This window comes from Micromonospora sp. NPDC000442 (assembly GCF_042898635.1).
Taxonomy (GTDB): Bacteria; Actinomycetota; Actinomycetes; order Mycobacteriales; family Micromonosporaceae; genus Micromonospora.
Map to the genome: position 1 here is coordinate 1 of NZ_JBIAYZ010000005.1, position 22024 is coordinate 22024.

The 22024-nt window shown below is 66.4% G+C and carries 18 protein-coding genes; 8 read left to right on the forward strand and 10 right to left on the reverse strand.

Going from position 1 to position 22024, the window contains the following annotated elements; translation table 11 throughout:
- Positions 1 to 620 precede the first annotated feature (620 nt).
- Both ACFY2A_RS09120 and ACFY2A_RS09125 read right to left on the reverse strand, forming a co-directional pair.
- The gene (locus ACFY2A_RS09120; protein WP_387170137.1) at positions 621 to 2330 is read right to left on the reverse strand and encodes a hypothetical protein; all 1710 of its coding nucleotides are present in this window, start codon (positions 2328 to 2330) and stop codon (positions 621 to 623) included.
- Complete coding sequence (locus ACFY2A_RS09125) at positions 2327 to 2794, reverse strand: HEPN domain-containing protein (protein ID WP_387170707.1); 468 nt, start codon at positions 2792 to 2794, stop codon at positions 2327 to 2329. Before ACFY2A_RS09125 ends, ACFY2A_RS09120 begins: the two co-directional genes overlap by 4 nt.
- A 1446-nt stretch (positions 2795 to 4240) precedes the next feature.
- Here ACFY2A_RS09125 and ACFY2A_RS09130 point away from each other — a divergent pair.
- Positions 4241 to 5632 carry a hypothetical protein gene (locus ACFY2A_RS09130; RefSeq protein ID WP_387170139.1) on the forward strand — a complete coding sequence of 464 codons (1392 nt, stop codon included), beginning with the start codon at positions 4241 to 4243 and terminating at the stop codon, positions 5630 to 5632.
- Here ACFY2A_RS09130 and ACFY2A_RS09135 read toward each other — a convergent pair.
- The 3 genes from ACFY2A_RS09135 to ACFY2A_RS09145 all read right to left on the reverse strand — a co-directional run bounded on the left by ACFY2A_RS09135 (position 5605) and on the right by ACFY2A_RS09145 (position 9443).
- Positions 5605 to 6240, reverse strand: coding sequence for a hypothetical protein (locus tag ACFY2A_RS09135; protein WP_387170141.1), 636 nt, complete (start codon positions 6238 to 6240; stop codon positions 5605 to 5607). The genes ACFY2A_RS09130 and ACFY2A_RS09135 overlap by 28 nt on opposite strands.
- A gap of 207 nt (positions 6241 to 6447) precedes the next feature.
- Positions 6448 to 7431, reverse strand: coding sequence for an HNH endonuclease (locus tag ACFY2A_RS09140; protein ID WP_387170143.1), 984 nt, complete (start codon positions 7429 to 7431; stop codon positions 6448 to 6450).
- Between the two features lie 338 nt (positions 7432 to 7769).
- On the reverse strand, positions 7770 to 9443 hold the full coding sequence (locus ACFY2A_RS09145) for a DUF5677 domain-containing protein (RefSeq protein WP_387170145.1): 1674 nt from the start codon (positions 9441 to 9443) through the stop codon (positions 7770 to 7772).
- A 636-nt stretch (positions 9444 to 10079) separates the two neighbouring features.
- Here ACFY2A_RS09145 and ACFY2A_RS09150 point away from each other — a divergent pair.
- From ACFY2A_RS09150 to ACFY2A_RS09170, 5 genes are all read left to right on the forward strand, one after another.
- Complete coding sequence (locus tag ACFY2A_RS09150) at positions 10080 to 10637, forward strand: RNA polymerase sigma factor (protein WP_387170147.1); 558 nt, start codon at positions 10080 to 10082, stop codon at positions 10635 to 10637.
- Entirely contained in the window at positions 10634 to 11440 is an 807-nt protein-coding gene (locus ACFY2A_RS09155; RefSeq protein ID WP_387170149.1) for a hypothetical protein, read from the forward strand. Before ACFY2A_RS09150 ends, ACFY2A_RS09155 begins: the two co-directional genes overlap by 4 nt.
- A 125-nt stretch (positions 11441 to 11565) precedes the next feature.
- Entirely contained in the window at positions 11566 to 12369 is an 804-nt protein-coding gene (locus ACFY2A_RS09160; protein ID WP_387170151.1) for an ABC transporter ATP-binding protein, read from the forward strand.
- Positions 12366 to 13700: a hypothetical protein gene (locus tag ACFY2A_RS09165; protein ID WP_387170153.1), complete on the forward strand. Its 1335-nt coding sequence runs from the start codon at positions 12366 to 12368 to the stop codon at positions 13698 to 13700. The genes ACFY2A_RS09160 and ACFY2A_RS09165 overlap by 4 nt, the downstream gene beginning before the upstream one ends.
- Before the next feature lie 5 nt (positions 13701 to 13705).
- A complete protein-coding gene (locus tag ACFY2A_RS09170) occupies positions 13706 to 14287 on the forward strand; it encodes a hypothetical protein (RefSeq protein WP_363923991.1) in 582 nt (193 codons plus the stop codon).
- A 93-nt stretch (positions 14288 to 14380) separates the two neighbouring features.
- Here ACFY2A_RS09170 and ACFY2A_RS09175 read toward each other — a convergent pair whose 3' ends face one another.
- Positions 14381 to 14968 carry an ATP-dependent Clp protease proteolytic subunit gene (locus ACFY2A_RS09175; RefSeq protein WP_363923948.1) on the reverse strand — a complete coding sequence of 196 codons (588 nt, stop codon included), beginning with the start codon at positions 14966 to 14968 and terminating at the stop codon, positions 14381 to 14383.
- A 158-nt stretch (positions 14969 to 15126) separates the two neighbouring features.
- Positions 15127 to 15831: a helix-turn-helix domain-containing protein gene (locus ACFY2A_RS09180; RefSeq protein ID WP_387170155.1), complete on the reverse strand. Its 705-nt coding sequence runs from the start codon at positions 15829 to 15831 to the stop codon at positions 15127 to 15129.
- Positions 15832 to 15992: 161 nt separating this feature from the next.
- Here ACFY2A_RS09180 and ACFY2A_RS09185 point away from each other — a divergent pair, with 161 nt between their 5' ends.
- Positions 15993 to 17006, forward strand: a complete 1014-nt coding sequence (locus tag ACFY2A_RS09185) for a potassium channel family protein (protein WP_363923945.1) — start codon at positions 15993 to 15995, stop codon at positions 17004 to 17006.
- Positions 17007 to 17092: 86 nt separating this feature from the next.
- Here the strand turns inward: ACFY2A_RS09185 and ACFY2A_RS09190 are convergent, their stop codons facing one another.
- From ACFY2A_RS09190 to ACFY2A_RS09200, 3 genes are all read right to left on the reverse strand, one after another.
- Positions 17093 to 18130, reverse strand: a complete 1038-nt coding sequence (locus tag ACFY2A_RS09190) for a 2-oxoacid:ferredoxin oxidoreductase subunit beta (RefSeq protein ID WP_387170157.1) — start codon at positions 18128 to 18130, stop codon at positions 17093 to 17095.
- Positions 18123 to 19970 carry a 2-oxoacid:acceptor oxidoreductase subunit alpha gene (locus tag ACFY2A_RS09195; protein ID WP_387170159.1) on the reverse strand — a complete coding sequence of 616 codons (1848 nt, stop codon included), beginning with the start codon at positions 19968 to 19970 and terminating at the stop codon, positions 18123 to 18125. Before ACFY2A_RS09195 ends, ACFY2A_RS09190 begins: the two co-directional genes overlap by 8 nt.
- A 403-nt stretch (positions 19971 to 20373) precedes the next feature.
- Positions 20374 to 21504 (reverse strand): hypothetical protein, encoded by a 1131-nt coding sequence (locus ACFY2A_RS09200; protein WP_387170161.1) that lies wholly within the window; start codon positions 21502 to 21504, stop codon positions 20374 to 20376.
- 122 nt (positions 21505 to 21626) lie between these two features.
- Between ACFY2A_RS09200 and ACFY2A_RS09205 the strand changes: the two genes are divergently transcribed.
- A complete protein-coding gene (locus ACFY2A_RS09205; protein ID WP_093408387.1) occupies positions 21627 to 22004 on the forward strand; it encodes an NADH-quinone oxidoreductase subunit A in 378 nt (125 codons plus the stop codon).
- Positions 22005 to 22024 lie beyond the last annotated feature (20 nt).

Genomic DNA, 22024 nt, shown 5'->3' on the forward strand with positions numbered 1-22024 from the left:
GCCGCCGCCATCAAGCCCGAGCCCGCCAAGCCCACTACACCCGACGCCTCAACCTCGAACTCCAGCCATGATCCCGAACGGCGGCTGCCGTACTAGAGGGTCTATGTGCGGCTTCAAGGCGGCCCGCAACGGGCCGCACGCGCCGCAGCCTGGGCGCGTGCCGGCCGCTGCCGCTGCCGCTGCCGCTGCCGCTGCCGCTGCCGCTGCCGCTGCCGCTGTCGGCTTGCGGCCGTCACGCCTGATGCCCGGCGGCTGGCGCGTAGGCGGAAAGCCCGGTGGGCCGCCGCAGAACGACAGATCCTTGACCGGTGGATAGTGGGCCGGCATCCCTGGTCGAGCCGCGCGGCCAAGAGCCCGCGCGGCGTAGGGAGCGGACGCCGGCCGCGTCGGTGAGATGGCGGCGGTCGCAGGGTCGCGGTTAGGGCGCTCCCCCGGCGGGGCGCTCCGGCTCCAGGATGACCGAGACTGCGTCGGTGGGCCGCGGTCCGTGAGTGGTTGCGGTAGACCATCCTGCCTACCGTCGACCTGGGCAAGCCGAGCAGACCACCGCCCGACCTGCCAGCGTCCGTCCGTGCGTAAAGGTTCTCCCAGGAGGGCGGTCGACGGCACGCGGGATGGCACTAGCGTTTCGCGTGGTCTGTGCGCTCCGCTTCGTCTGCTAAATCTGCCAGGCGATCAAGAGGAAAGGTTGGCGCTCCACGGAGAATGGCAATAACTCTCAGCGGCGTGTCTCCCGTCCGATCAGATCCCGGCACATTCGCCCCACGCGTCTTGCGTGACACGATTCGACCGGCTACAAAATCGAGCACTCTAATTCCTTGCTTGAGCCTTGATCCAGAGAACTGGCTTAGGTCAAGCATGAAAGCCTCTGACCTGTGTCCGGCTGCGTGAGGATCAGAGACTCCTCCGTCGACCAGATGAATTAGGCGTTGATCCAGGAGGTCGGTAAGGACATTGTAACGGTGCGGCCAATCTTCCTTCTCCGAATAGCCGACAAGAAAGTACGTGTAACTGGAGTCTTCCAGGCAGAACTTTCGCACTCGCTTCAGGGCTTCTACTGTACGGGTTGCAGAAGCAACATTGGCAGCCATGTCCTCTTCTAGCTCCTGCACCTTAACCTGTGCGGCATCGCCAGCAGCCTGATTCACATCCTGGACGCCTACAAGCTTGGCGTTTGGTCGGCGCTGCGCTTTGCTGATGGAACTGCCGGCTAGGATGAGATAGTCACGCGGGACGGCTCCCGAGGCAAGCACAAGACGATCTAGAGCAGCTCCGTGAAAAAGGCGCGTTAGCGTGGGCACTCCAACGCGCCGAGCATACTGGAAAAGTATGTTCTCCAGGAATGACTTCGCCCGCGCGGGGTCCTGCAAAGTCACGTCCAAGTCTAGAAGATCCGCATCGTGCCCCGTCTGCAAACCCAAGGGGGGCGACGACTGGAACCACCTAGTCAGATGCCGGATAGAAGCGATCTTCAGCCAAGCATCACAATCACGGACGCACCCATGCAGCATGTCAAGTAGAGTCGGCTGGACAGTGCGAGGCAGGTAATAGAAGTCATCAATGAAAACGAAGAGCCTTAGGCCACTAGCTTCCAAGAATCGCTTCAGTAAGCGCTGAACGCGAGGAACTAGTCGATCTGCCTCCTCTCGTTGAATAGCGCCGGGCTTTGCAAGGAGGCTTCCAATTTGCTCGTACAACTCCGCGCCTTGCACTGCAACCGCAGACGCGGGTCGGATTTGTTGCTGCTTGCTGAGGACGGCGGAAACCATCTCGTCAACTACATAGGCGAACACTCGCTCAATCTCTTGGTTGCGAAGACTCTGCATATTGATCCAACAAGAGATTGCGCTGTCCGACTTTAGAGTACTGCGCGCTTCCACCAACAAGGCCGACTTGCCTGCCCCCCTACGACCAAAAATAAGGTGGTGCCGAGGGGCCGTGACAGCCGGCAGATTAAGGTGCACGTCACGGACATACGAGAGGCTGGGTTGGGCCTCGGAGACCCGGGACCGAGCACTAATCAGACGCATCAATTCGACTGCTCGGTCATCCTTGACTCCGAGCACGAGAGGCAACGACGTGTCCTCAACGAGCTGCCGGTGCGCTTTCCGCACGATCACGAAGGCACGACTGGTCGGGGACGATATCTCATCATCGAGGTCGTTGCCTATCTGGGCGGCAGCCGGCAGATCGGCCTCATCGACCAAGACAATGTAATTGGTTTCATCGGGATAGGCCCTGACGGAAAGGTCAAGCACTCGAATGTTGCCGCGTGAGTTGAATTCCTGCCTAATGAAGGCCGGAATCTCAGATGCAGGTACGGCACTCATAGGTGGACACAACCCTTCGCTGCCAGATACTGTCGCACTATCATAAGAAGATCAGGTGCTTCGGAGGCCAGCCCCCGTGCTACGTCACGCCAATATTGCACTTCGGTGGGATATGGGTCATAGTCGGCGGCGTTGCGATAGGCCCGCGCGTCTTTCAGAGCGTTCGTCCATCGGGCCGCGTCAGGGAAGTCTCTAGGAATTTGGCCCGGCAGTGCCTGGTGGGACTCATGGTCGTCACCGCCGTGCTGAAAAAAGACCAGAGCTCGTGTTGCATGATACATGCCATAGTAGTTCCGACTGATAGCGTCCCGATACTGGGCGGGACGAGCGCGGAGCAGTTTACGGCCTGATGCCAAGAACTCTTCCGCAAAGCGGAGCCTATCGGCGCAAGCCCGGTGCCGGAGATCCTCTAGACCGCCAGCAGAGGCGCTGGCCAGGTATACGCCCTCCGTGAAGGCATCCATTGCCCTCTTGGTTGCCTTGCTGACGCGCAACAACGCCGTCTCGGGGACGGCGGTCGCTGACTGCGTCTTCGGAGAACGGGGAGAAGGCACGGCTGGAGCATAGTTGAGATCAGCAGTCTCTAGCCTTGGTCGGGCAGCTGCTCTTGAACTGTGTCCGAGCGGTCCGGGGCCTTCGGGAAGCCGGCATATCCGACCAGAGTCACCCAACACGACCGGCAGCGCCAGGGGATGCAGCGTGTCACCGACTGTCGGCGCTCCTGTCCTGTTGGCGACGGGCCAAGAGTGTCCCGTGCGCCGGATACGGCTGGGTGAACGTGGGTCTTCCGAGGTTCGGCGTCGTGCCGGCGAGGCAGAACGTCGTGCTGGATCTCTGACGGGCCGATGCGCTCGTTCTTCTCGACTGGCTTCAGGAAGTTGAGAAGAACACGGTCCAAGTCATCCGGCCCAGAAGCAGGTGTTGATGGAGCTGCTGCCCCGTCTGGAGGAAATCGAAGCGGCGGTAGCGACACACGAGGAGATCGATGCGGCGAAGGCGGAGGTCAGTCGAGACATGGGCGGGTGACGGTCAGAGGAGATCGGACGCTCTATCGACAGCAGCGCTGACAGCAACTGACCCCGGACCGGGGCGACTGTTGACGACCGACCGCGGACGTTTCCGAGGTCGCGGACGAGGCGGGACCACGCCAGACAGAGCGCCCAAGCTTATAAGCGAGATGTCCGGCAAGGCCCAGCGGCGACGCGCAGCGATGTAAGCGATGGCACTGCCGAAACATTCTCTTTTGGATCAAGCGCGCTCCGCGCGGCGCGGGCCGGGCGCGGTAACCGGCTCCTGACGGAGCCGCCGCCCCGCCCGCCTTCGGCGGCGGGGCGGAAAGTCAGCCGGCCCGAAACCCACGCCCGCCCCGCGCGTCACCCACTGGTTCCGTAAAGGGAACCGGTGACGAGTCCCGGAGGTCGACCGGGACCAGGACGACAACGTCCTACCTCACGTCACCCATTCGGCCTGACGACGGGGAACCGCGGACCGGGTCGACGGCCGGGCCGGGCGAGTTGCCGAACGGAATCACGCCGACCGCTCACGGGTCCGAGGTGGGAGAGAGGTAAAGGTGAGGAGGGGTGCGGAGGGTGGGGACAGGGGTTGGGGTCAGAGCTTGTGCCTCCGGCGGGGGCCAGACGACTCCAGGATGGAGTTGCCGAACGGTTTTGGTCATGGGTGGTAGTGGTTGAGGGATGCCATCCCGTCGACCGCCGACCCAGGCAAGCCGAGCAGACCAGGGCCAGGGCGACAAGGTCGTTCGTCCGGTAGGGCGCTCCACCTTGTCGCCCTGGCCCTGGCCCGCTCCACCGAGGTGTGGGTCGGCGGCAGACGGGATGGCAGCAGGCCGACAGGGCGTCGCGCGTCCATGGATAATCAGGCACATAGCGTTTCACCAACCTGAGTAGCGGATGGAGCGGGTGGTCTTGACTATCCCTGATGCCCAGTTCTTTTTGTTTCTCGGCAGCAAAGCGGCTGAATCGAGCACGAGCAGGCTTAAGGCTTCTAACCTGTTGTACGTTTGGAAACGACTTGAATCGAGCCCCGAGAACTGGCGTAAGATCCTCGCCCACCTTGAAAGCTCGAAGCTTCTTGGTGTGCTTGCTCAGCTAACAAGCAATAACATCAACTTCATGATCGCCGATCCCTATCGGACCCTTGCCGAGAGGCTCTTTCAGGCGCTCGGCAGAACTCGCAGCGTGGTCTTCATACACGAAAGCATTATCGCCCCACCGTCTGCTGCTCCGCAGGCGACGTGGGAAAGTGTCGAATTAACTGAAGTTCCGACTGAGAAGATCGGCGGCTTCGACCCTTATATACACTGGGATGCAGCTGAATTCTTTTCGCCGCCTAAACCGGCCGCGCTCAAGTTCGTCACCGACGCACTGCGCGAGTGTGACGTCAACGTTATGCCGTACAAGACGAATGCCGAATTGTCGCTGCTAGCATGGCGCTTTATTGAACAGGCAGACAAGCAACTGCTGTTTCGCGTTTACATTCCAAAGGGGCGCCTATGGTCGGCTGAGGCTGACAAGCTCCTCTCGCTCTTTCGTGACTGGCTGGGCCAGGTCAAAGGGAGTAGGGTACGGCAGGACGGCTATTCTACCCCGCAGGGTCAGGTGTACGAGTTTTATGGCGAGGATGACTCTCCTCTAGGACTAACGGATCAGTTCGGCGAATTCTCCGACTTCCTGAACGATTGCCTCGATCGTCCAGAAGAGGCGGCTAGAAGTCTCGATCTTCAACGTCTCAGCGCGGCCGATGTTGGCGATATCGTGAGCCGGTATTCAAAAGAGGCTCGACGCCTGAAGATTGACCTGCGACACGCGCGGGAGGCGAAGATTCTGTCTCTCAGACACCGCCTTGAGGACGAGCTTGCCGAAGTTGGAGTGTCGGATAAGGAGATAGCTCGGATCTCGGAGGAGATAGTTCCGCCGATCGAAAACTTCGCGTCTGCTTTGACCGCAGGATCCGCATCCTGGCGATTTGATGTGCGGACCCCCACGAACATCACCATCAATAACCAGGTGATCGACACGGTTAACGGAATCGTTGCCCAGCATATGCAGGGAACGATGAAAATGAACCCTGAAGCACGCGAGCTTCTTGAGTTGATCGACCAGTATGGTGGTAGGCGGCAGGCGGACTTGACTTCTGCCGTACACGAGCTTGAAGACGAGGATGCTAGTCGGCAAGATAGAATCTCTGCTCGCCAGCGCTTGAAGGCGTTCCTATACGGTCTAGGTAATCAGGTCGGGGTGGGGCTGCTGACGGCCTACGTCGAGGGCAGGTTAGGGATGTGAGGCAGGTGTGGAGCACTTGCAGGATCACACTGATGTCGGTTGCTGGAACGCTTAACCAGCTGGCGATCAGTCTTCTCGGACCAGTCCAGCAGTAGTTCGGTTAGGTCGGATCCGACTCTCCCCACCATGATCGCCTCCAGAACGAAACGCTCCAATTCTCGTTGATGGCGAAAGCCGGCATGCTTGGAAAGAAGCGCGATAATGGCGAGCGCCACGGCGACCCATATCCAGCCTGCATCCGTCATTGCGAGCACGAATGCAATGGTGGCCAGGGGTGCCGATATGCCGTAGGCAAAGTCTCTCTCAGCCTCGCGACGATCGTACTCCTGAAAAAGATCGGGGGCTTCGGCTGGCCATCTGAATTTTGCTTCGGCCACAGCTCGTTCGATGCATGACCGGTAGGTGGATCTGAGGTGGCACAGATCGCCATCCTCTCCGGAGGGATGCCTGCTGACTATTTCGTTTAGAACGTTGTCTACCTGAGGCGGTATATGGCCGTTCGTTCTAGCTAGGTGAAAACGGGAAGGCAGCTTGTCTATCAACGGTTTGACCGCATCTTGGAGACTCTCTATCAACGACGAGATGCGTACACCGACGACGTAAGCCACCACTGCTAGTGTTGCAATGAGCACCGGCTGTCCCAGGATGCCCGCGAGACGGTATAAGTCAACCCATAGCCCTGTCGCCTGGTTTTGAGGAGGTACGCGGCTTCCGAGAAGGAGCCAGATCACGAAGAGCCATAGTGATCCTGCTACGAGGGGCGTACGTACGTGGCGGACCCCGGGAAGTATTTGGGCGAGCACTAGACAAGTCTTCTACACAGGCGCAACCGACATGGCTGACGACATAGCTACAAGCTCCTTTAGCTCCTCGATGGTCAGCCAGGGACTGCCGCGGTGCGCCATCCGGTGGCAGTTCGAGCAGATCAGGGCCAGGTCGCGGAGCCGTGTGTTGGTTTCGCCGGAGACGTGTAGTGGTGTCCGGTGGTGACACTCGATGTAGTCGCGTCCCCTGTCGCCGTAGACCTGTTGGAAGTCGAAGCCGCATACCTCGCAGGCGATGGCGATGCCGCGGCGTTTTGCATCGGCTAGCTTCTGGCGGCGGAGTTTGGGGTTGCGCTCTCGTCGGAGGTGGGCCCGTAGTGTGACTCCACCCTCGCGCACTGCCATCTCGTCGAGGTCGGGATCGTTGCTCAACGGCTCTGCTTCGGCTTCCTCGCGAAGCAGCTCACGGATCCGGCCAGCCAACGCCCGCATCTCAGCCGGCCGAGCTTGGAACTCCTGGCGTACTAGCTTGTCGAGTTGGTTGCCGTTGCTGCCGTCGGCAACGACGTTGTAGGTCTTCAGAGCGACGCCGGCAGGGTTGCGGAAGTCCGGATTCCGGCGACCGCGGTGTATAGCAGGGCTTTGCAGCAGGTGCGACAGAGCCTGTACCCGTTCGTCGTTGGCGTCGAGCTGTCGCCAGCCATTGGCCAGTACGAGGTCGCAAGCAAGAATGATCTCGTCCCGAGTCCAGTCTGGATTTGGCAGGAAGGCAACCACGAAGCCGAGTACTTCCAGTCGTTGGGCAACTGTCTTGTCGCCACCGCTGAAGTCTGTGGGGCCCAGAGCTGTTCCCGTGCTGGCACCGTGCGCGTAGCCGATGATCGGCTTTGAGTCGTAGAGGCTTCCCTGGTGGTCGAGGTAGTAGGCACGCGACTTGCCAAAGCCGGTCGACTTGAGGAAGGCGTCGCGGCCAAGCCGGTCGAACTCTTGTATCGCGGCGAGTACACCGCCACGGGTTACATCGGCGAGGGTCACCGGCTGAGGCTACGACGTCGGTGCGACAGCAGCCGAAGCAGACCTGTCGATGGCGGGGCAGCCGAGCGTGTGGGCCGGGCATACTTCAAGCGCAAGATGAGAAGGTGGCTGTACAGCCATCCGTACAGCCAAGTGGATCGACAAATGTGGTCCGAGAACGACGACGGGCGACACGGCGAGCAGGCCAGCGGCAGTCGCCGACATCAGCCGACAGAAGTCTTGATCTTTGCAAGACAGGGGCCGCGTGACGCCGACAACGGGTCGATGCTCCGCGAGGCAGGAGGGTGTGGATTGCCTGGCACCGGATGGGAAGCCACCGTCACCGGTCGTCCTCGACGCTATTTCTCCTCGGTCGACTCAGAGTCGGATGCAGTGGGCTGGGCGCTGTGTGGACTGTCATCGGCGGGGCCGGGGACGCTGGCTGCGCCTTCGCCTGTTGTGAGCCATGAAAAGGCGCTAGCGACCGACTCCTTGTCGGTCTCAAGGATGTCGAGACTCATGCGAATTAATGCGTGCAGGGAGTTGACCCATGACTCGGCAAGGTCCACGTTCCCGCCCGCAGAGAGGGATAGGCTGGGTATCAAATGCCCGCGATGAAGAATATTGAGGCACCGCTCCATGCAATGAGTCTCCACCGACCACCACTCCGAGTGGGTCACGCCGCTAGCGATGTAGTAGGCATGGCGGTATAGATCAATGAGGCCGCTTTCCTGGGCCATGGCCCGCAACGACTTTCCTGAGAAAGAGTCACCCGTATCAACGATCCGGTGATCGATCACGTCATCGCTGTGGCTGAGGCGATCAAGTTCGTCGACGGCCTTCTTTACGTCCGGGCGGCTCAGCAGGTGCTCAGGGAACTCACTAGCGATGCGGGTGTACAACTTTGCCTTGCCGGAGCCGTACTCCTGGTACGAGCGATAGATTGAGGGACCTTGGAGTCCCATCCACTGTAGGTAGATCCGCACCTCGACGAGGATCCGGCCTACATGTGCTCCATGCTCCATGCTCCAGAGGTCGGGAACGCCAAGTGCTGTAATGACCTCCCGGCCAGCACGGGCGACCAACCCGGAGTGAACCTCTTGGCGCTCCTGGTCGTAAAGCCGGGAGGGGGAAGTCTCTAGAGCTTCGACGTAGCTCGACAGTAGATCCATTGCAAGCTGCCGCAGATGGGTGCCATCCTCGGGGGTCTTCCCAGGATCTGCCTTACTTTGGCCCTCTTCCGCCCCGGACCCCTCGTCCAGGCCGTCGCGGCCTCGAATACAACGCGTCGTCATTGAGTTAAATCCCCAGAATATCTTTGCCCACTTGATTGCCGCGTCGAATCGCGTTGGCTCCTTCGTGAGTACTGCGCCCTTTTGTGCGCCCCACATTGCACGAATTGCGGAGTCGGCCTTCGATCGGGTGGCGAGATCGTTTGGGTAGGGCTTAAGCAGGTCTATCGTGGATGAGCTACTCGTGAACGTGCGTGCCTGGACCGCGCTCCAGATCGAGAGACACTTGATGATTGACTCCCGGTGGCCGTCCCGAAGCGCCTCTACGATCGCTCGTGAAAGCAAATCGACCTCCGCCTGGTCGGGCGGCGAGAGTTCGAGGTCCACCAGCCAAGGTGCTGGTCGCTCAGGGTACGACGCGAGTGCCCTAGCGACGGGCTGAGGCAGGAGGCCGAACTCTAGTGCCCGGTCCCTAACGGGGCCTTGTGCGTCAGGGATGTGCTCGGTCAGCCGATCAAGGCTGGTGAGCCTCCCGTCGAGTCCATCAGCTAGAACCCTGGGCTCCGCCCGTCCCGCAAGGTCACGCTGTACCGCCCCTTGCCATCGAACGAAACTGAGTGCCGCAGATGATCCGAGCTCAGCCAACGTCAGGACTGGCCACAGCAGATCCGGGAGATCGTCCCGCACCCAGTCGCCGAGATGCAGTACGCCGGTCGCGGCGAGCGGTGAGAGGTACCGGCGGCCCTTACGTACATGACCCGAAAGGGGGCCGGAGACCTCGGTGCGTTGCTGGCGCTTCACGCGTATCACCGTAAAGGCAGCGTCCGACAGACCGGGGCCGGCTCGACCCCCGTCCGACCCCAACGGCCCGCACGATGAGCACCATTAGCGACGCAGGCAAGCTAGGTCCAGCAGCGTCGGGGCTTCTCCTGCGGGCCGAGAGGGGACAGGCACTCCTAATCCGCTGCTCTACGGGGCTGGTGGTACAGCCATCCGTGCAACCAAGCCGACCGACAGACGTTGTCCCAGGCATACGACAGGGGACACGACGAGCAAACCACCGGCCCTCACCGGCCGGCCGACAGGAGTCTTGATCCTTGCAAGGCAGGGTTGCGCGCTTGCGGCTCGCCCTGCGGGCGGCCTCCGGCCGTCCTCGGGCGTCCGCAGCGCTGTGCAGAGTACCTGCAATGATCTTGGATGGCAGTGCTTGTGAGTACCACGAAAATGCAGGTGATGGCCAGTGTGGCGAGCCTGCCTCAGTCGCCTTCCTAAACCGCGTGTCGCAGGTTCGAATCCTGCCGGGGGCACCAGGTCGCAACGTTGAGCCCCGATCACTGGTCCGCCTTCAGCGATCGGGCAATCAGAAGTGACGGCGATCACACGAGGTTGGGACCCGATCTGGCGGGGCCGGTCGTCTTACCGGGTGTGAGAAGAGGCATGGACGCGGCTGACGAGGGCGAACTCGTACGCCGAGTGGCCCGCGGAGATCGGCGCGCGTTCGACGAGCTCTACCGGCGTACGGCGCCCTGGCTGGAGGTGCGCCTGCGCCGCCGGTGCGCCGATCCGGACATGGTCGCCGAAGTCTTGCAGGACACGTACCTGACGGTCTGGCGGGCTGCGGGCAGTTTCGCCGGTGTACCGGCGGCGCGCGGCGGCGGGGCGCAGGGGAGCGCGGTGGGCTGGTTGTGGACCATCGCCGCCCACCGTCTGGTCGACGCGTTCCGTCGCCGGGCGCGCCGGGCCCGGGTGCCGCAGGTGCAGCTCATGCCGGAGACGGCCCCGGCGGCCGAGGACGAGGTGATGGCCGCCCGGGTCGGCCAGGAGTTGGAGCAGGCCCTGCTGGTCCTTCCGCCCGAGGTGCGGGCCGCGCTGCGGGCGACGGTCCTCGACGGGCTTTCCATGCGGGAGGCGTCGGTGTTGTTGGGCGTACCGGAGAACACCGTCAAGTCCCGGGTCCGCCGCGCCCGGATCGTCCTGCGGGAGGCTCTGTCATGACGACCACCCATCCGACGATGTCCCAGATAGAGCGGTACGCCGCCGGGGACCCCGGCCTCGACGAGCCCAGCGTCTGGGCGATCGAGGTGCACCTTGAGGACTGCGGTGACTGTCGTGCCCGGCTGGCCGGTGCCACCACTGTCGACACCCGGACCCTGATCGAACGGGTCGCGATGAACCTGGACCTGGAAATCGCCGCGACGCCCGTGCCCGCCGGTCGTAGCCGGCCCTGGTCCGTGCTGCGTCACCGCTGGTTCGTCGGCACGCTGCTGCCGTGGCTGGCGATGACCGCCACGGTGCTCGCCTCCGCGGCGCTGCTGGGCGAACTGTGGGTCGGGCGGCCCTCGCTGGTGCTGCTGATCGCGCCGCTGGCCCCGCTGCCCGGCGTGGCGGTCGCCTGGCATCGACGTGCCGATCCGGCCTGGGAACTGATCGCCGCCACTCCCGCCGCCGGTCTGACGACGCTGCTGCGGCGTACCGTGGCGGTGCTGGCCTTCGTCATTCCCGCTCTCGCCGTGGCAGGTGCTCGCACCGGGGTGTCGCTCGCTCTGATGCTGCTGCCGTGCCTGGCCTTCACCGCCGCCACGCTGCTGCTGGGGACGCTTGTCGGCGTACGCCGGGCCGCGATCGGACTGATCGCGATCTGGACGCTCGTCGTGATCGCTCCGAGTTTGGCCGCAGCTCGGCTTCCGGTGGTCCTGACCTCCGACAGTGCCGGCATCTGGGCGTTGGCCACGGTGCTGCTGACCGTCACGGCCCTCTTCCGGGTCAACGGACTCCGGCGACTTACCCACCACGACTAGTCGAATCCCACCGCGACCAGGTAAAGCCCACCGCGACCAGGCAGCTCCTGCCTCGCCTGCGCAGCTCCGACCTGCGAATGAGACGGCGCCGCTGCCGCGCTGGACGACCACCTAAGGAGACGATGATGATGCGTGCCGTGAGTGCGGCCGAAACGGCCGTCACCACCCATCCCTGGGCGGTTCACGCCGAGGGTTTACGGGTCCGGGCGGGGCGTCACCTGGCCGTCGACGGTCTTGACCTGACCCTGCCCTCCGGGGTGCATGGGCTGCTCGGCCCGAACGGTGCCGGGAAGACCACGCTGATACGGGCCCTGGCGACTGTCCTGAACCCCGCCGGGGGGCGGCTGACGTTGCTCGGCCGCTCGGTCGACGGCCGATCCGATCTGCGATCGGTCCGCCGTACCCTCGGTTACCTGCCGCAGCACTTCGGTTTCTACCCGCGGTTCACGGTCCGCGAGTTCGTCGGGTACATGGCCTGGCTCAAGGAGATGCCGAAGGCTGGTGTCGCGGCGGCCGTGCAACGGTCCATCGACCGGGTCGGGCTGACCAGCAAGGCTGACGCCCGACTCAAGACCCTTTCCGGTGGGATGCTGCGCCGGGCCGGGATCGCGCAGGCCATCGTCAACGATCCGCAGCTCCTGCTGCTCGACGAGCCGACCGTCGGCCTTGACCCGGAACAGCGGCTCGACTTCCGCGACCTGCTGCGTGACCTCGGCACCGACAGTTGCGTACTGGTCTCCACCCATCTGGTGGAGGACGTGGTGGCGGCCTGCACCGACGTGCTCGTGCTCAACGAGGGCCGTCTGGTGTGGCAGGGCACCCCCGAGGGGCTGACCACGCAGGGCGACCAGGGCGACGCCGGCGACAGCCCGGCCGAGCGCGGCTACTCCGCCGTCCTCCGTCGGCACCGCGCGGAGGCCGCCCGATGAACATCCTCGGGATCGAACTGCGCCGTTCCGCCGCGCTCGGTGCCGGACTGATCACGGTGGTGGTCGGGGCCGGCGCGCTCTATGTCGCAACCGGCCGCTGGTCGAGTGGCTGGATGGCGCTGGCCATGACCATTCGGGAGTACCTGCTCCTGCTGTGGCCGCTGGCCCTGGCCGCCGGGGCCTGGCAGGGCCGCCGGGAGCACCGGGCGAAGGTGGGTGAGTTGTTCACCACCACCGCCCGACCACGCGCACAGCGGATGCTGCCGGTCCTCGGTGCGATGGCCCTCACCCTCGCGGTCGCCTACCTGCTGGTGACCGTGGCGGGCATCGGCTGGATCGCTTCCACCGCCTGGCACCTGCCCCTGCTGAACTTCGCCGTCGTCACCGGTGTCGGTGTGTTGTCACTGATCGGTGCGGCGTGGCTCGGACTGGGCGTCGGTCGCATGCTCCCCGCCCTGGTGACCGCCCCGGCGCTGGCGGTGGCCGGCGTCCTGCTGATCTTCCTCAGCGTCATTCGGCTCCCGGACTGGTTGGCTGCGGCGATCTCCCCGGTCCACGGCACGGTTCCGTTTCACGCCTACCAGACGATCGACAACCGGGTCAGCGGTGCTCTCGCGATCTCCATGGCCGCGCTCGCCGCCGCGGGCCTGCTGCTGTTCGTGGCCGATGGCTGGCGCACCCGTACGGCTGCGCTGGTGCCGGTGGTGCTCGGGCTCGTCGTGGCGACCGCGGTCGTACCGCGGGACGAAGGCGTGCTCAACTGGCCGGTCGACCCGGTCGCGCGCGAGCTGGTGTGTACCGACGACGCGCCGACGGTGTGCGTCAGCCGGGTCAACGCCAACGTGCTCGACGCGCTGACCCCGCTGGCCCGGGAGGGGCTGACGGCGTTGGCGAAACTGCCGGACGCGCCGACCGCCGTGCACGAGGACACCCGCACGCTCATGAGTGACGACGTCAGTTCGCCTGAGGACGGCATCGTCAGGATCCCGGTACGAATCGACAAGAGTGGCGGCCTCGCTCACCCGGCCGCCGTGGTTCCCGAGGTTGTCCGAGGGCTGGGTGTCGGATACGACGGGCAGTGCCAGAACCGCGACGACGTGGTCGAACGGGCGGCGGCCTACTGGCTCATGGAGCGCGAGCCACAGTCGGACGTCGGCGTGATTCCCGGCATGATCGAGGAAAGCCCGGAGATCAACGCTGAGGCGGTCGCGCTGTGGCGAGGCCTGCGTGAGTTGCCCGAAGACGAGGCGCTGACCCGCGTCACGGCGGTCCGTGATGCCCTCCGAATCTGCGCCGACGTCACCGGCATCCTGTCCGGGACTGCCCGGTGACCTGGATGCTGCTGTACCTGCGTTCACGGCGCGTACCACTGGCTCTGGCCGCGGCCGTCGGCGGCGCGGCGGTGGTGTGGGGGCTGTGCCTGGCCTTCGCCAAGGAGCGGGACGTCACTGCGATGGTGGTCGTGATGACCGTCGTGCTGATGGTTGCGGTGCTGTCGCCCACCCTCGCCGGTCCCGACGAGAACCTGGACCGTACCGCGTCGATGCGTTGGCCCTGGCGGCGTGCGCTGCACCTGCTCGCCGGCCTGATGGTCGTCCTCGTGGTCCTGCTCGCCACGCTGTACACCGGGGCCCGGTTCGGGCCAGCCGCGTTGGTGGCCCGTGACACCGCCGGCCTACTGGGATTGACCGCCCTGTGCGCGACCGTGGTCGGTGCCGCCAGATCGTGGTTCCTGCCGTTGGGCTGGACCACTGTCGCGGTCATGTACCCCCAGGAGGGTGTCTGGGGTGCAACGGCGACATGGCAGGGACAGCCACCCGAGAGCGATGCCGCCATGCTGATGGCCGCGGTATTCGCCCTCGGCGGGTTGATCGCCTACTCGGTCGCCGGTCCGGCTCGGCGCGCGGCCTCCGAGTAGCTCCGGTGACCGCGGTGTCGCCCGCCGCCCCCTCGAAGTCCGGGACGGCGGGCTGTCGCGGCTAGGTGCCCGCCTTCCCGGGTGACCCGCGCATCAGCTCGTGGACAGCTGGGTGGCGGCGTTCACCACCTGGTCGATCAGGCCGTAGTCACGGGCTTCCTCGGCGGTGAACCAGCGGTCCCGGTCCCAGTCCCGCTGGATCTCGGCCAGGGTCCGGCCGCTGTGCTGGGCGATCAACTCCTGCATCGTCCGCTTGACGTGCAGCATGTTCTCCGCCTGGATGGTGATGTCGGAGGCGGTGCCGCCCATACCGCCGGAGGGTTGGTGCATCAGGATCCGGGTGTGCGGCAGCGCGTACCGCTTGCCGGCCGTGCCGGCGCAGAGGAGGAACTGGCCCATCGAACCGGCGAGCCCCATGGCCAGGGTCGCCACGTCGTTGCGGACGAAGCGCATCGTGTCGTAGACCGCCATTCCGGCGCTCACCGAGCCGCCCGGCGAGTTGATGTAGAGGGTGATGTCCCGCTCCGGGTCCTCGGCGGCGAGCAGCAGGATCTGGGCGCAGATCCGGTTGGCGATCTCGTCGTTCACCTCGCTGCCGAGAAAGACGATCCGCTCTCGCAGCAACCGTTCGAACACCTGGTCGCCGAAGGTCCGCTGGCCGTCGTCGAGCATCGTGATCATGGTCAACCTCCACCCGCCGGCGGCGACGTCGAGCGCCCGGGGACCGGCCCCTTGAGCCTGCGGGATGCCACCGGTCCTCAACCAGCCGTTCTGCCCCGGGCAGATCCGCCCACGGCAGAACGACGGACCGGCTCAGGAGACAACAACGCCTGGTGGCCTCACCCTCGGTGACTGCCGACGGTGGCCCGCACTGTGGCCGTCCGCCGGGCGGCTCGCCTACGTGCCCCGGATCGGTGCAGCGGGCCGCCGGACGAACGGCTGGGCGACCCGCGACGGAGCAGCGGCCCCCGGGCGACGAGGTGGACCGGACCGACCGGGTCGACGAAAGCAACGACCCTGATTCCGCCGGTCAGCCCACCGCCGGTCAGCCCACCGTCGGTCAGCCCATCGCCGGTCGGTCCAGCGCCGGTCAGGCCGGCGGTGGAGATCCGACCGACCGAGCTGGGCCCGCCCGCAACCCGGTCGTTGCTGCCCAGCCCTGCGGTCAGGTCCGCACCGAAGCCAAAACCGACGCCGTTGAGTCGGGCGACCGGCTGGGCGGATCCGTCCGTACCGCGGCTGGCGGTCGCCGGGTCGCCGGGTCGGGTGGCCGGGACGCGACCAGCCGGGCCGGTGGCGGGCAGTCGGCGTTCGACCCGCCGAAGCTCGTCGCGAACCTCCTCCAGCAGATCCGAGAGGTGCAGGCCGAGCGCCCGGCAGATCGCCGCGAGAACCTCGGAGGACGCCTCCTTGCGCCCTCGCTCTACCTCGGACAGGTACGGCACGGAGACCCCGGCGGCCTGGGCGACCTCCCGCAGCGTGCGGCCCTGGTGCTGACGCTTGCGGCGCAGCACCGCACCGATCACCCGTCTCAGCAACGACATGGGGGCCTCACTCTCGCCGCTCCTGCGCTGACCGTCCCATCATGCCCGTCCGCCGCCCCGTTCGCCGTACCGAGTCCATTGAACGCCACCCCGCCGTGCGGTTCCCGGATCAACGGCTATGTTGTGGACGTGCAGGCGACCGACGCGGGGCAGGTCCCCCGGTGATTCATTTCCCCGCGCAGCGGCGAGGCCCGCTCAGTGCGTTGAGCCTTCGGCTGGCTGCCGCCATCGGGTTGGTGCTCGCCGTGGTGGCGGTGGTCTACCTCGAACGGGAGCAGTACCGCGACAACAACGGGGACGGCCTGACGCTGCTGGACTGCTTCTACTACGCGGTGGTCTCGCTGTCGACCACCGGTTACGGCGACATCGTGCCGATGACCCAGCAGGCCCGACTGGTCAACATCGTGTTCATCACCCCGGCCCGGGTGCTGTTCCTGATCATCCTGGTCGGTACCACCCTCGAGGTGCTGACCGAGCAGTACCGGACCGGCCGTCGCCTGCACCGGTGGGAGAGAAAAGTGAAGGACCACGTCATCATCTGCGGCTACGGCACCAAGGGGCGTAGCGCGATCTCGGCACTGATGGAGAACGGGCTGGACAAGTCCCGGATCGTGGTGGTGGAACGGGCCGGTCCGGCCTTACGTCAGGCCACGTCGAACGGGTTGGTCGCCATCGAGGGTTCGGCGACCCGATCGTCCGTGCTCAACCAGGCCCACGTCCGGACCGCCAAGGCGGTGATCATCGCAACCGACAGCGACGACGCGTCGGTGCTTGTGGCGTTGACCGTACGCCAGCTCACCGCCGGTCAGGTCCGGATCATCGCCGCGGCCCGGGAGGCGGAGAATGCCCCGCTGCTCAAGCAGAGCGGCGCGCACCACGTGATCGTGTCCTCGGCGACCGCCGGCCGGCTGCTGGGCCTGTCGACGTCGGCCCCGCCGCTGATCGATGTGGTGGAGGATCTGCTCACCCCGGGCCAGGGCATGGCGCTGGCCATGCGCTCCGCGGAACGCAGCGAGGTCGGCAGGTCGCCTCGGGAACTGGACACGCTTGTCATCGCACTGGTCCGGCGGGGCAAGGTGGTCACCCTGGCGGACCGGGCCGGTGCGGTCATCGAGACCGGAGACATGCTGGTGCACGTACGCGACGACCGCCCCACCGCGAACACCCTGCCCTGAGCGACGGTAAGCGACGCCCGGGCCTGAAAGCTCGACCGGGCCGCCCCGCGGGAGACGGCCCGGTCGTCGTCGGAGCCGCGGTACGGTCAGCCGACAATGGTCCAGGTGTCGCCGCTGCCCAACAGCCCGGCCAACTGCTGCTCCGGGGTCTCGGTGACGGTGCCCCGGGCGTCGGCCAACTGCCCCTGCACCACGCTGTCGTACGACGGCCGGCGCACCGAGCGGAACACGCCGATCGGGGTGTTCCGCAGGTCGAAGCCGGGCAGCCGGGACAGCGCGAACGCGTACGCCGGGTCGTCGACCGTGGCGTCGTGCACGACGATCTCCTCCGCCGGGGTCGAGGCGGTCTCGCGTACCTCCAGGCCGAACCCGCCGGGCGGATGTACGACGCAGAACTGCCCGTCCTTGCCGAACGTGATCGGCTGGCCGTGCTCCAGCCGGATCAGGTAGTCGTCGCGGGTGCCCGGCTCCTTGAGCTGCTCGAACGCCCCGTCGTTGAAGATGTTGCAGTTCTGGTAGATCTCCACGAAGGCCGAGCCCTCGTGCTCGGCGGCGGCGCGCAGCACCGATTGCAGGTGCTTGCGGTCGGAGTCGATGGTGCGGCCGACGAAGGTCGCCTCGGCGCCGAGCGCCAACGACAGCGGGTTGAACGGCGCGTCGGCCGAACCGACAGGTGTCGACTTCGTGATCTTGCCGACCTCGGAGGTGGGGGAGTACTGCCCCTTGGTCAGCCCGTAGATCCGGTTGTTGAACAGCAGGATCTTGAGGTTGACGTTCCGGCGCAGCGCGTGGATCAGGTGGTTGCCGCCGATGGAGAGGGCGTCGCCGTCACCGGTCACCACCCACACCGACAGGTCCGGCCGGGAGACCGACAGGCCGGTGGCGATCGCCGGAGCCCGCCCGTGGATCGAGTGCATCCCGTAGGTGTTCATGTAGTACGGGAAGCGCGACGAGCAGCCGATCCCGGAGACGAAGACGATGTTCTCCCGGGGGATGTTCAGCTCCGGCATGAACTGCTGGACGGCGGCGAGGATCGCGTAGTCGCCGCAGCCGGGGCACCAGCGCACCTCCTGGTCGGACTTGAAGTCCTTGGCGGTGAGCTTGAGGGCGACGGGCTCAGACATTCTTCAGGACCTCTTCCAGCATCGTCTCCAGCTCGGCGGCGGTGAACGGCAGGCCGCGGACCTGGTTGTAGCCGATGGCGTCGACCAGGTAGCGGCCCCGGATCACGTGCGCGAGCTGGCCGAGGTTCATCTCGGGGATGACCACCCGGTCGTATGAGCGCAGCACCGCGCCGAGGTTGGCCGGCATCGGGGCCAGGTGCCGCAGGTGTGCCTGCGCGACCGGCAGGCCACGCTGGCGCAGGGCGCGGCAGGCGGCGCCGATCGGGCCGTACGTCGAGCCCCAGCCGAGCACCAGCACCCGGGCGTCGCCGTCCGGGTCCTCCACCTCCACGTCCGGCACCGGGATCGTCTCGATCCGGGCCGCCCGGGTCCGCACCATGTAGTCGTGGTTCGCCGGGTCGTACGAGATGTCGCCGGTCTTGTCGGCCTTCTCCAGCCCGCCGATGCGGTGTTCGAGACCCGGGGTGCCCGGCACGGCCCACGGCCGGGCCAGGGTCTGCGGATCGCGTAGATACGGCAGGAAGGTCGCGCCGTCCTCGCCGTTGGGCGCGGTGGCGAACTCGACCCGCAGGTCCGGCAGGGAGTCGACCTCGGGCAGCAGCCACGGCTCGGAACCGTTGGCGACGTAGTTGTCCGACAGCAGGATGACCGGGGTGCGGTAGGTAAGCGCGATCCGCGCCGCCTCCAGTGCGGCGTGGAAGCAGTCGGAGGGGGACTTGGGCGCGATCACCGCCACCGGTGCCTCGCCGTGCCGGCCGAACAGCGCCATGTTCAGGTCGGCCTGTTCGGTCTTGGTCGGCATGCCGGTCGACGGCCCGGCCCGCTGCACATCCACGATCACCAGCGGCAGCTCCAACGCCACCGCGAGGGAGATGGTCTCGCCCTTGAGCGCCACACCCGGACCACTGGTGGTGGTCACGCCGAGCGCACCGCCGTACGAGGCACCCAGCGCCGCACCGATCGCGGCGATCTCGTCCTCGGCCTGCATGGTGGTGACGCCGAACCGCTTGTGCTTGCTCAGCTCGTGCAGGATGTCCGAGGCCGGCGTGATCGGGTACGCGCCGAGGAAGACCGGCAGGCCGGAGCGGACACCCGCGGCGACGAGGCCGAGTGACAGCGCGGCGTTGCCGGTGATGTTGCGGTAGGTCCCCGGCGGCATCTTGGCCGGCTTGACCTCGTAGCGGACGGCGAAGTCCTCGGTGGTCTCGCCGAAGTTCCAGCCGGCCTTGAACGCGGCCACGTTCGCCGCGACCAGCTCGGGCCGCTTGGCGAACTTGCGCTCCAGGAACCGCAGGGTCGACTCGTACGGCCGGGAGTACATCCAGCTGAGCAGGCCGAGGGCGAACATGTTCTTGGCCCGTTCGGCGTCCTTCTTGGACACGTCCAGCTCGGCCAGCGCGCCGATCGTCATCGAGGTCAGCGCGACCGGGTGCACCGCGTACCCGGCGAGGGTGTCATCGTCGAGCGGGCTGCTCGCGTAGCCGACCTTGGCGAGGTTGCGTCGGGTGAACTCGTCGGTGTTGACGATGATGTCGGCGCCCCGGGGCAGGTCGGCGAGGTTCGCCTTGAGGGCCGCCGGGTTCATCGCGACAAGCACGTTCGGCGCGTCGCCCGGAGTGAGGATGTCGTAGTCGGCGAAGTGCACCTGGAAGCTCGACACGCCCGGCAGGGTGCCGGCGGGAGCCCGGATCTCGGCGGGGAAGTTGGGCAGCGTGGAGATGTCGTTGCCCAGTTGCGCGGTCTCTGAGGTGAACCGGTCCCCGGTCAACTGCATGCCGTCGCCGGAGTCGCCGGCGAACCGGATGACCACCCGTTCGAGCTGGCGGATCTGCTTGCTCACGGCCGCACCTCGCTTCGTCGCGCGCTGCGGCGCGGCCGGCTGAACTGGATGGTGACCTCGCCTTGCCCGGCCACGAGACCTCCTTGACGCGCCGCTGCACCGGCCGTCCGTGAACGTCCGGCCCGCCTGTCCTTCCCTCACCGAGAGCCTACGTCGGATCGGGGGCGCGCCCTGCCCGGAGGTCCGCCGACTGGGAACGAAACGTGAGGGTTTATGTGGTCACTTGCGGTGTTTCGCCGGGGCCGCCGTAATCCATATCACCGCACGTCCCAGCCGGGTCGGTCCTGGGTCCTGGCCGGCCGTCGGGCTCGGAACCAGATTCCGGTGTCCGATTCCGGCGCACCGCCGGCCGGATCCTCCGCCTCGGTCCGGAGCGCCACGCCGCTCATCTCCTCGCCACCGGTCACCGACGCGGTGATCCGGAAGCTGAGAGCATCCGCCGGTCGGCGCCGTGGCGCGGGTCGAGCCGGCCGATCACCGCTCCGGACAGCGGGGCGCTGCGCAGCGCCTGCGGCGTCGCGGTGACCGGCAACCTGACTTCCTCGGTACGCCCCGACCGGATCGTGCCGAGCCGGCAGCGGGTACGCGTCGCCGCCACGGCGACGCAGCCGGGTGGCGGCGTCGCCACCGTGACCCCGGCGGGCAGCAGCACGTCGACCCGGCCGCTGGCGTCGGCCCGACCGGTGTTGCCGAGCCGGACGAGGAATCCTTCGCTGGCCCCGTTGGAGTCGAAGGTGACCTCACCCGCCGACATGGTGATCCCGGGTGCCGGTGGGCCCGGTGGGAACAGGACGGCGAAGCCCTCGTCGTCACTCGCGGTGCCGGCCGCGCCGGTGGCCGTCACCCGTACCGAGCCGGCCAGCGGCATGTTGCGCCAGGCGTCGCCGTCGACCCGGATCCGCAGCCGGGTGCTGAACTGCGCGCCGGGTGCCGTGGTCCACCGCCCGCAGCGGTACTCGCCCTTCCCGGCGGTGGCGCAGCCGTCCGTGCCGGCGTCGGTGAGCCCGGCCGGCAGGGTGTAGGCGAGGCGGACACCGGCGCTCGCGCTACCGGCGTTGGTGACTGTCACGTTCAGGGTGGCCACCGTGCTCGCCGCGGTCCAGTAACCGGCCGGCAGGGTGACGTCGTCGGTGGTGACCTTCACGCCGGCCGATACGGGCGGTGCGAGCGTGGGCGCGGGCGGCCGGGACGACGGGGAGTACGTGGGCCGGGGCGGTGCCACCGTCGCGGCCGGCGGACCACTGCTCGGGACCGGTCCGCCGGTGGTGGTGCCCGGTGTGGGCGTCGTCGGCGGTGCGGTGGGTGTGCTCGTCTCGACCGGCGGCTCGACCGTGGGTGGCGGCGACGTGGGCTCGGGCTCGCCGGTCGGCTCGGCCGGTGGACTGTATGGCCCCGGCTCGGTGGCCCGACCCGCCACCGTCACGGTCGCTGCGGCACCTGGTGCCGTGCCGGCTCCGGCACCCACCAGCAGGCCGAGGGCACAGAGGGACGCGAAGGTACGACGCCAGCCGCATCGTCCGGGCAGCCGTCCCATTGATCCTCCGGTGCTGGTGGTGAGCCCATGGTGGTCAGAAGTTGCTCTGGGACACTAGTCCCAGATGAAAAGAAGTTCGCGACGCGGCCGTGGTCTCCCGGCGGACGGTAGGCTGACCGACCGTGACCGGTTACCTGGGCTCGTACGCGACGCTCGGGCTGCTGCTGCTCGCTGGCGTGCTCTTCCTCGTCGTCGCGTTCACCGCCAACCGGGTGCTGCGCCCCGCCCGCCCGGCCGATCCGCCCGGCAAGCGCGCCAGCTACGAGTGCGGCCTCGACCCGGTGGGCGGCGACTGGGCGCAGATGCAGATCCGCTACTACGTCTACGCGTACCTCTACGTGCTGTTCGCCGTCGAGGCGGTGTTCCTCTTCCCCTGGGCGGTGGTCTTCGACCGGCCCGGGTTCGGAATGGTCACCGTGGTGGAGATGGCGATCTTCGTGGGTGTCCTCGCACTCGGCCTGCTCTACGCCTGGCGGCGCAACATCCTCCGCTGGACCTGACCCCGGCGGGACCGGTCACC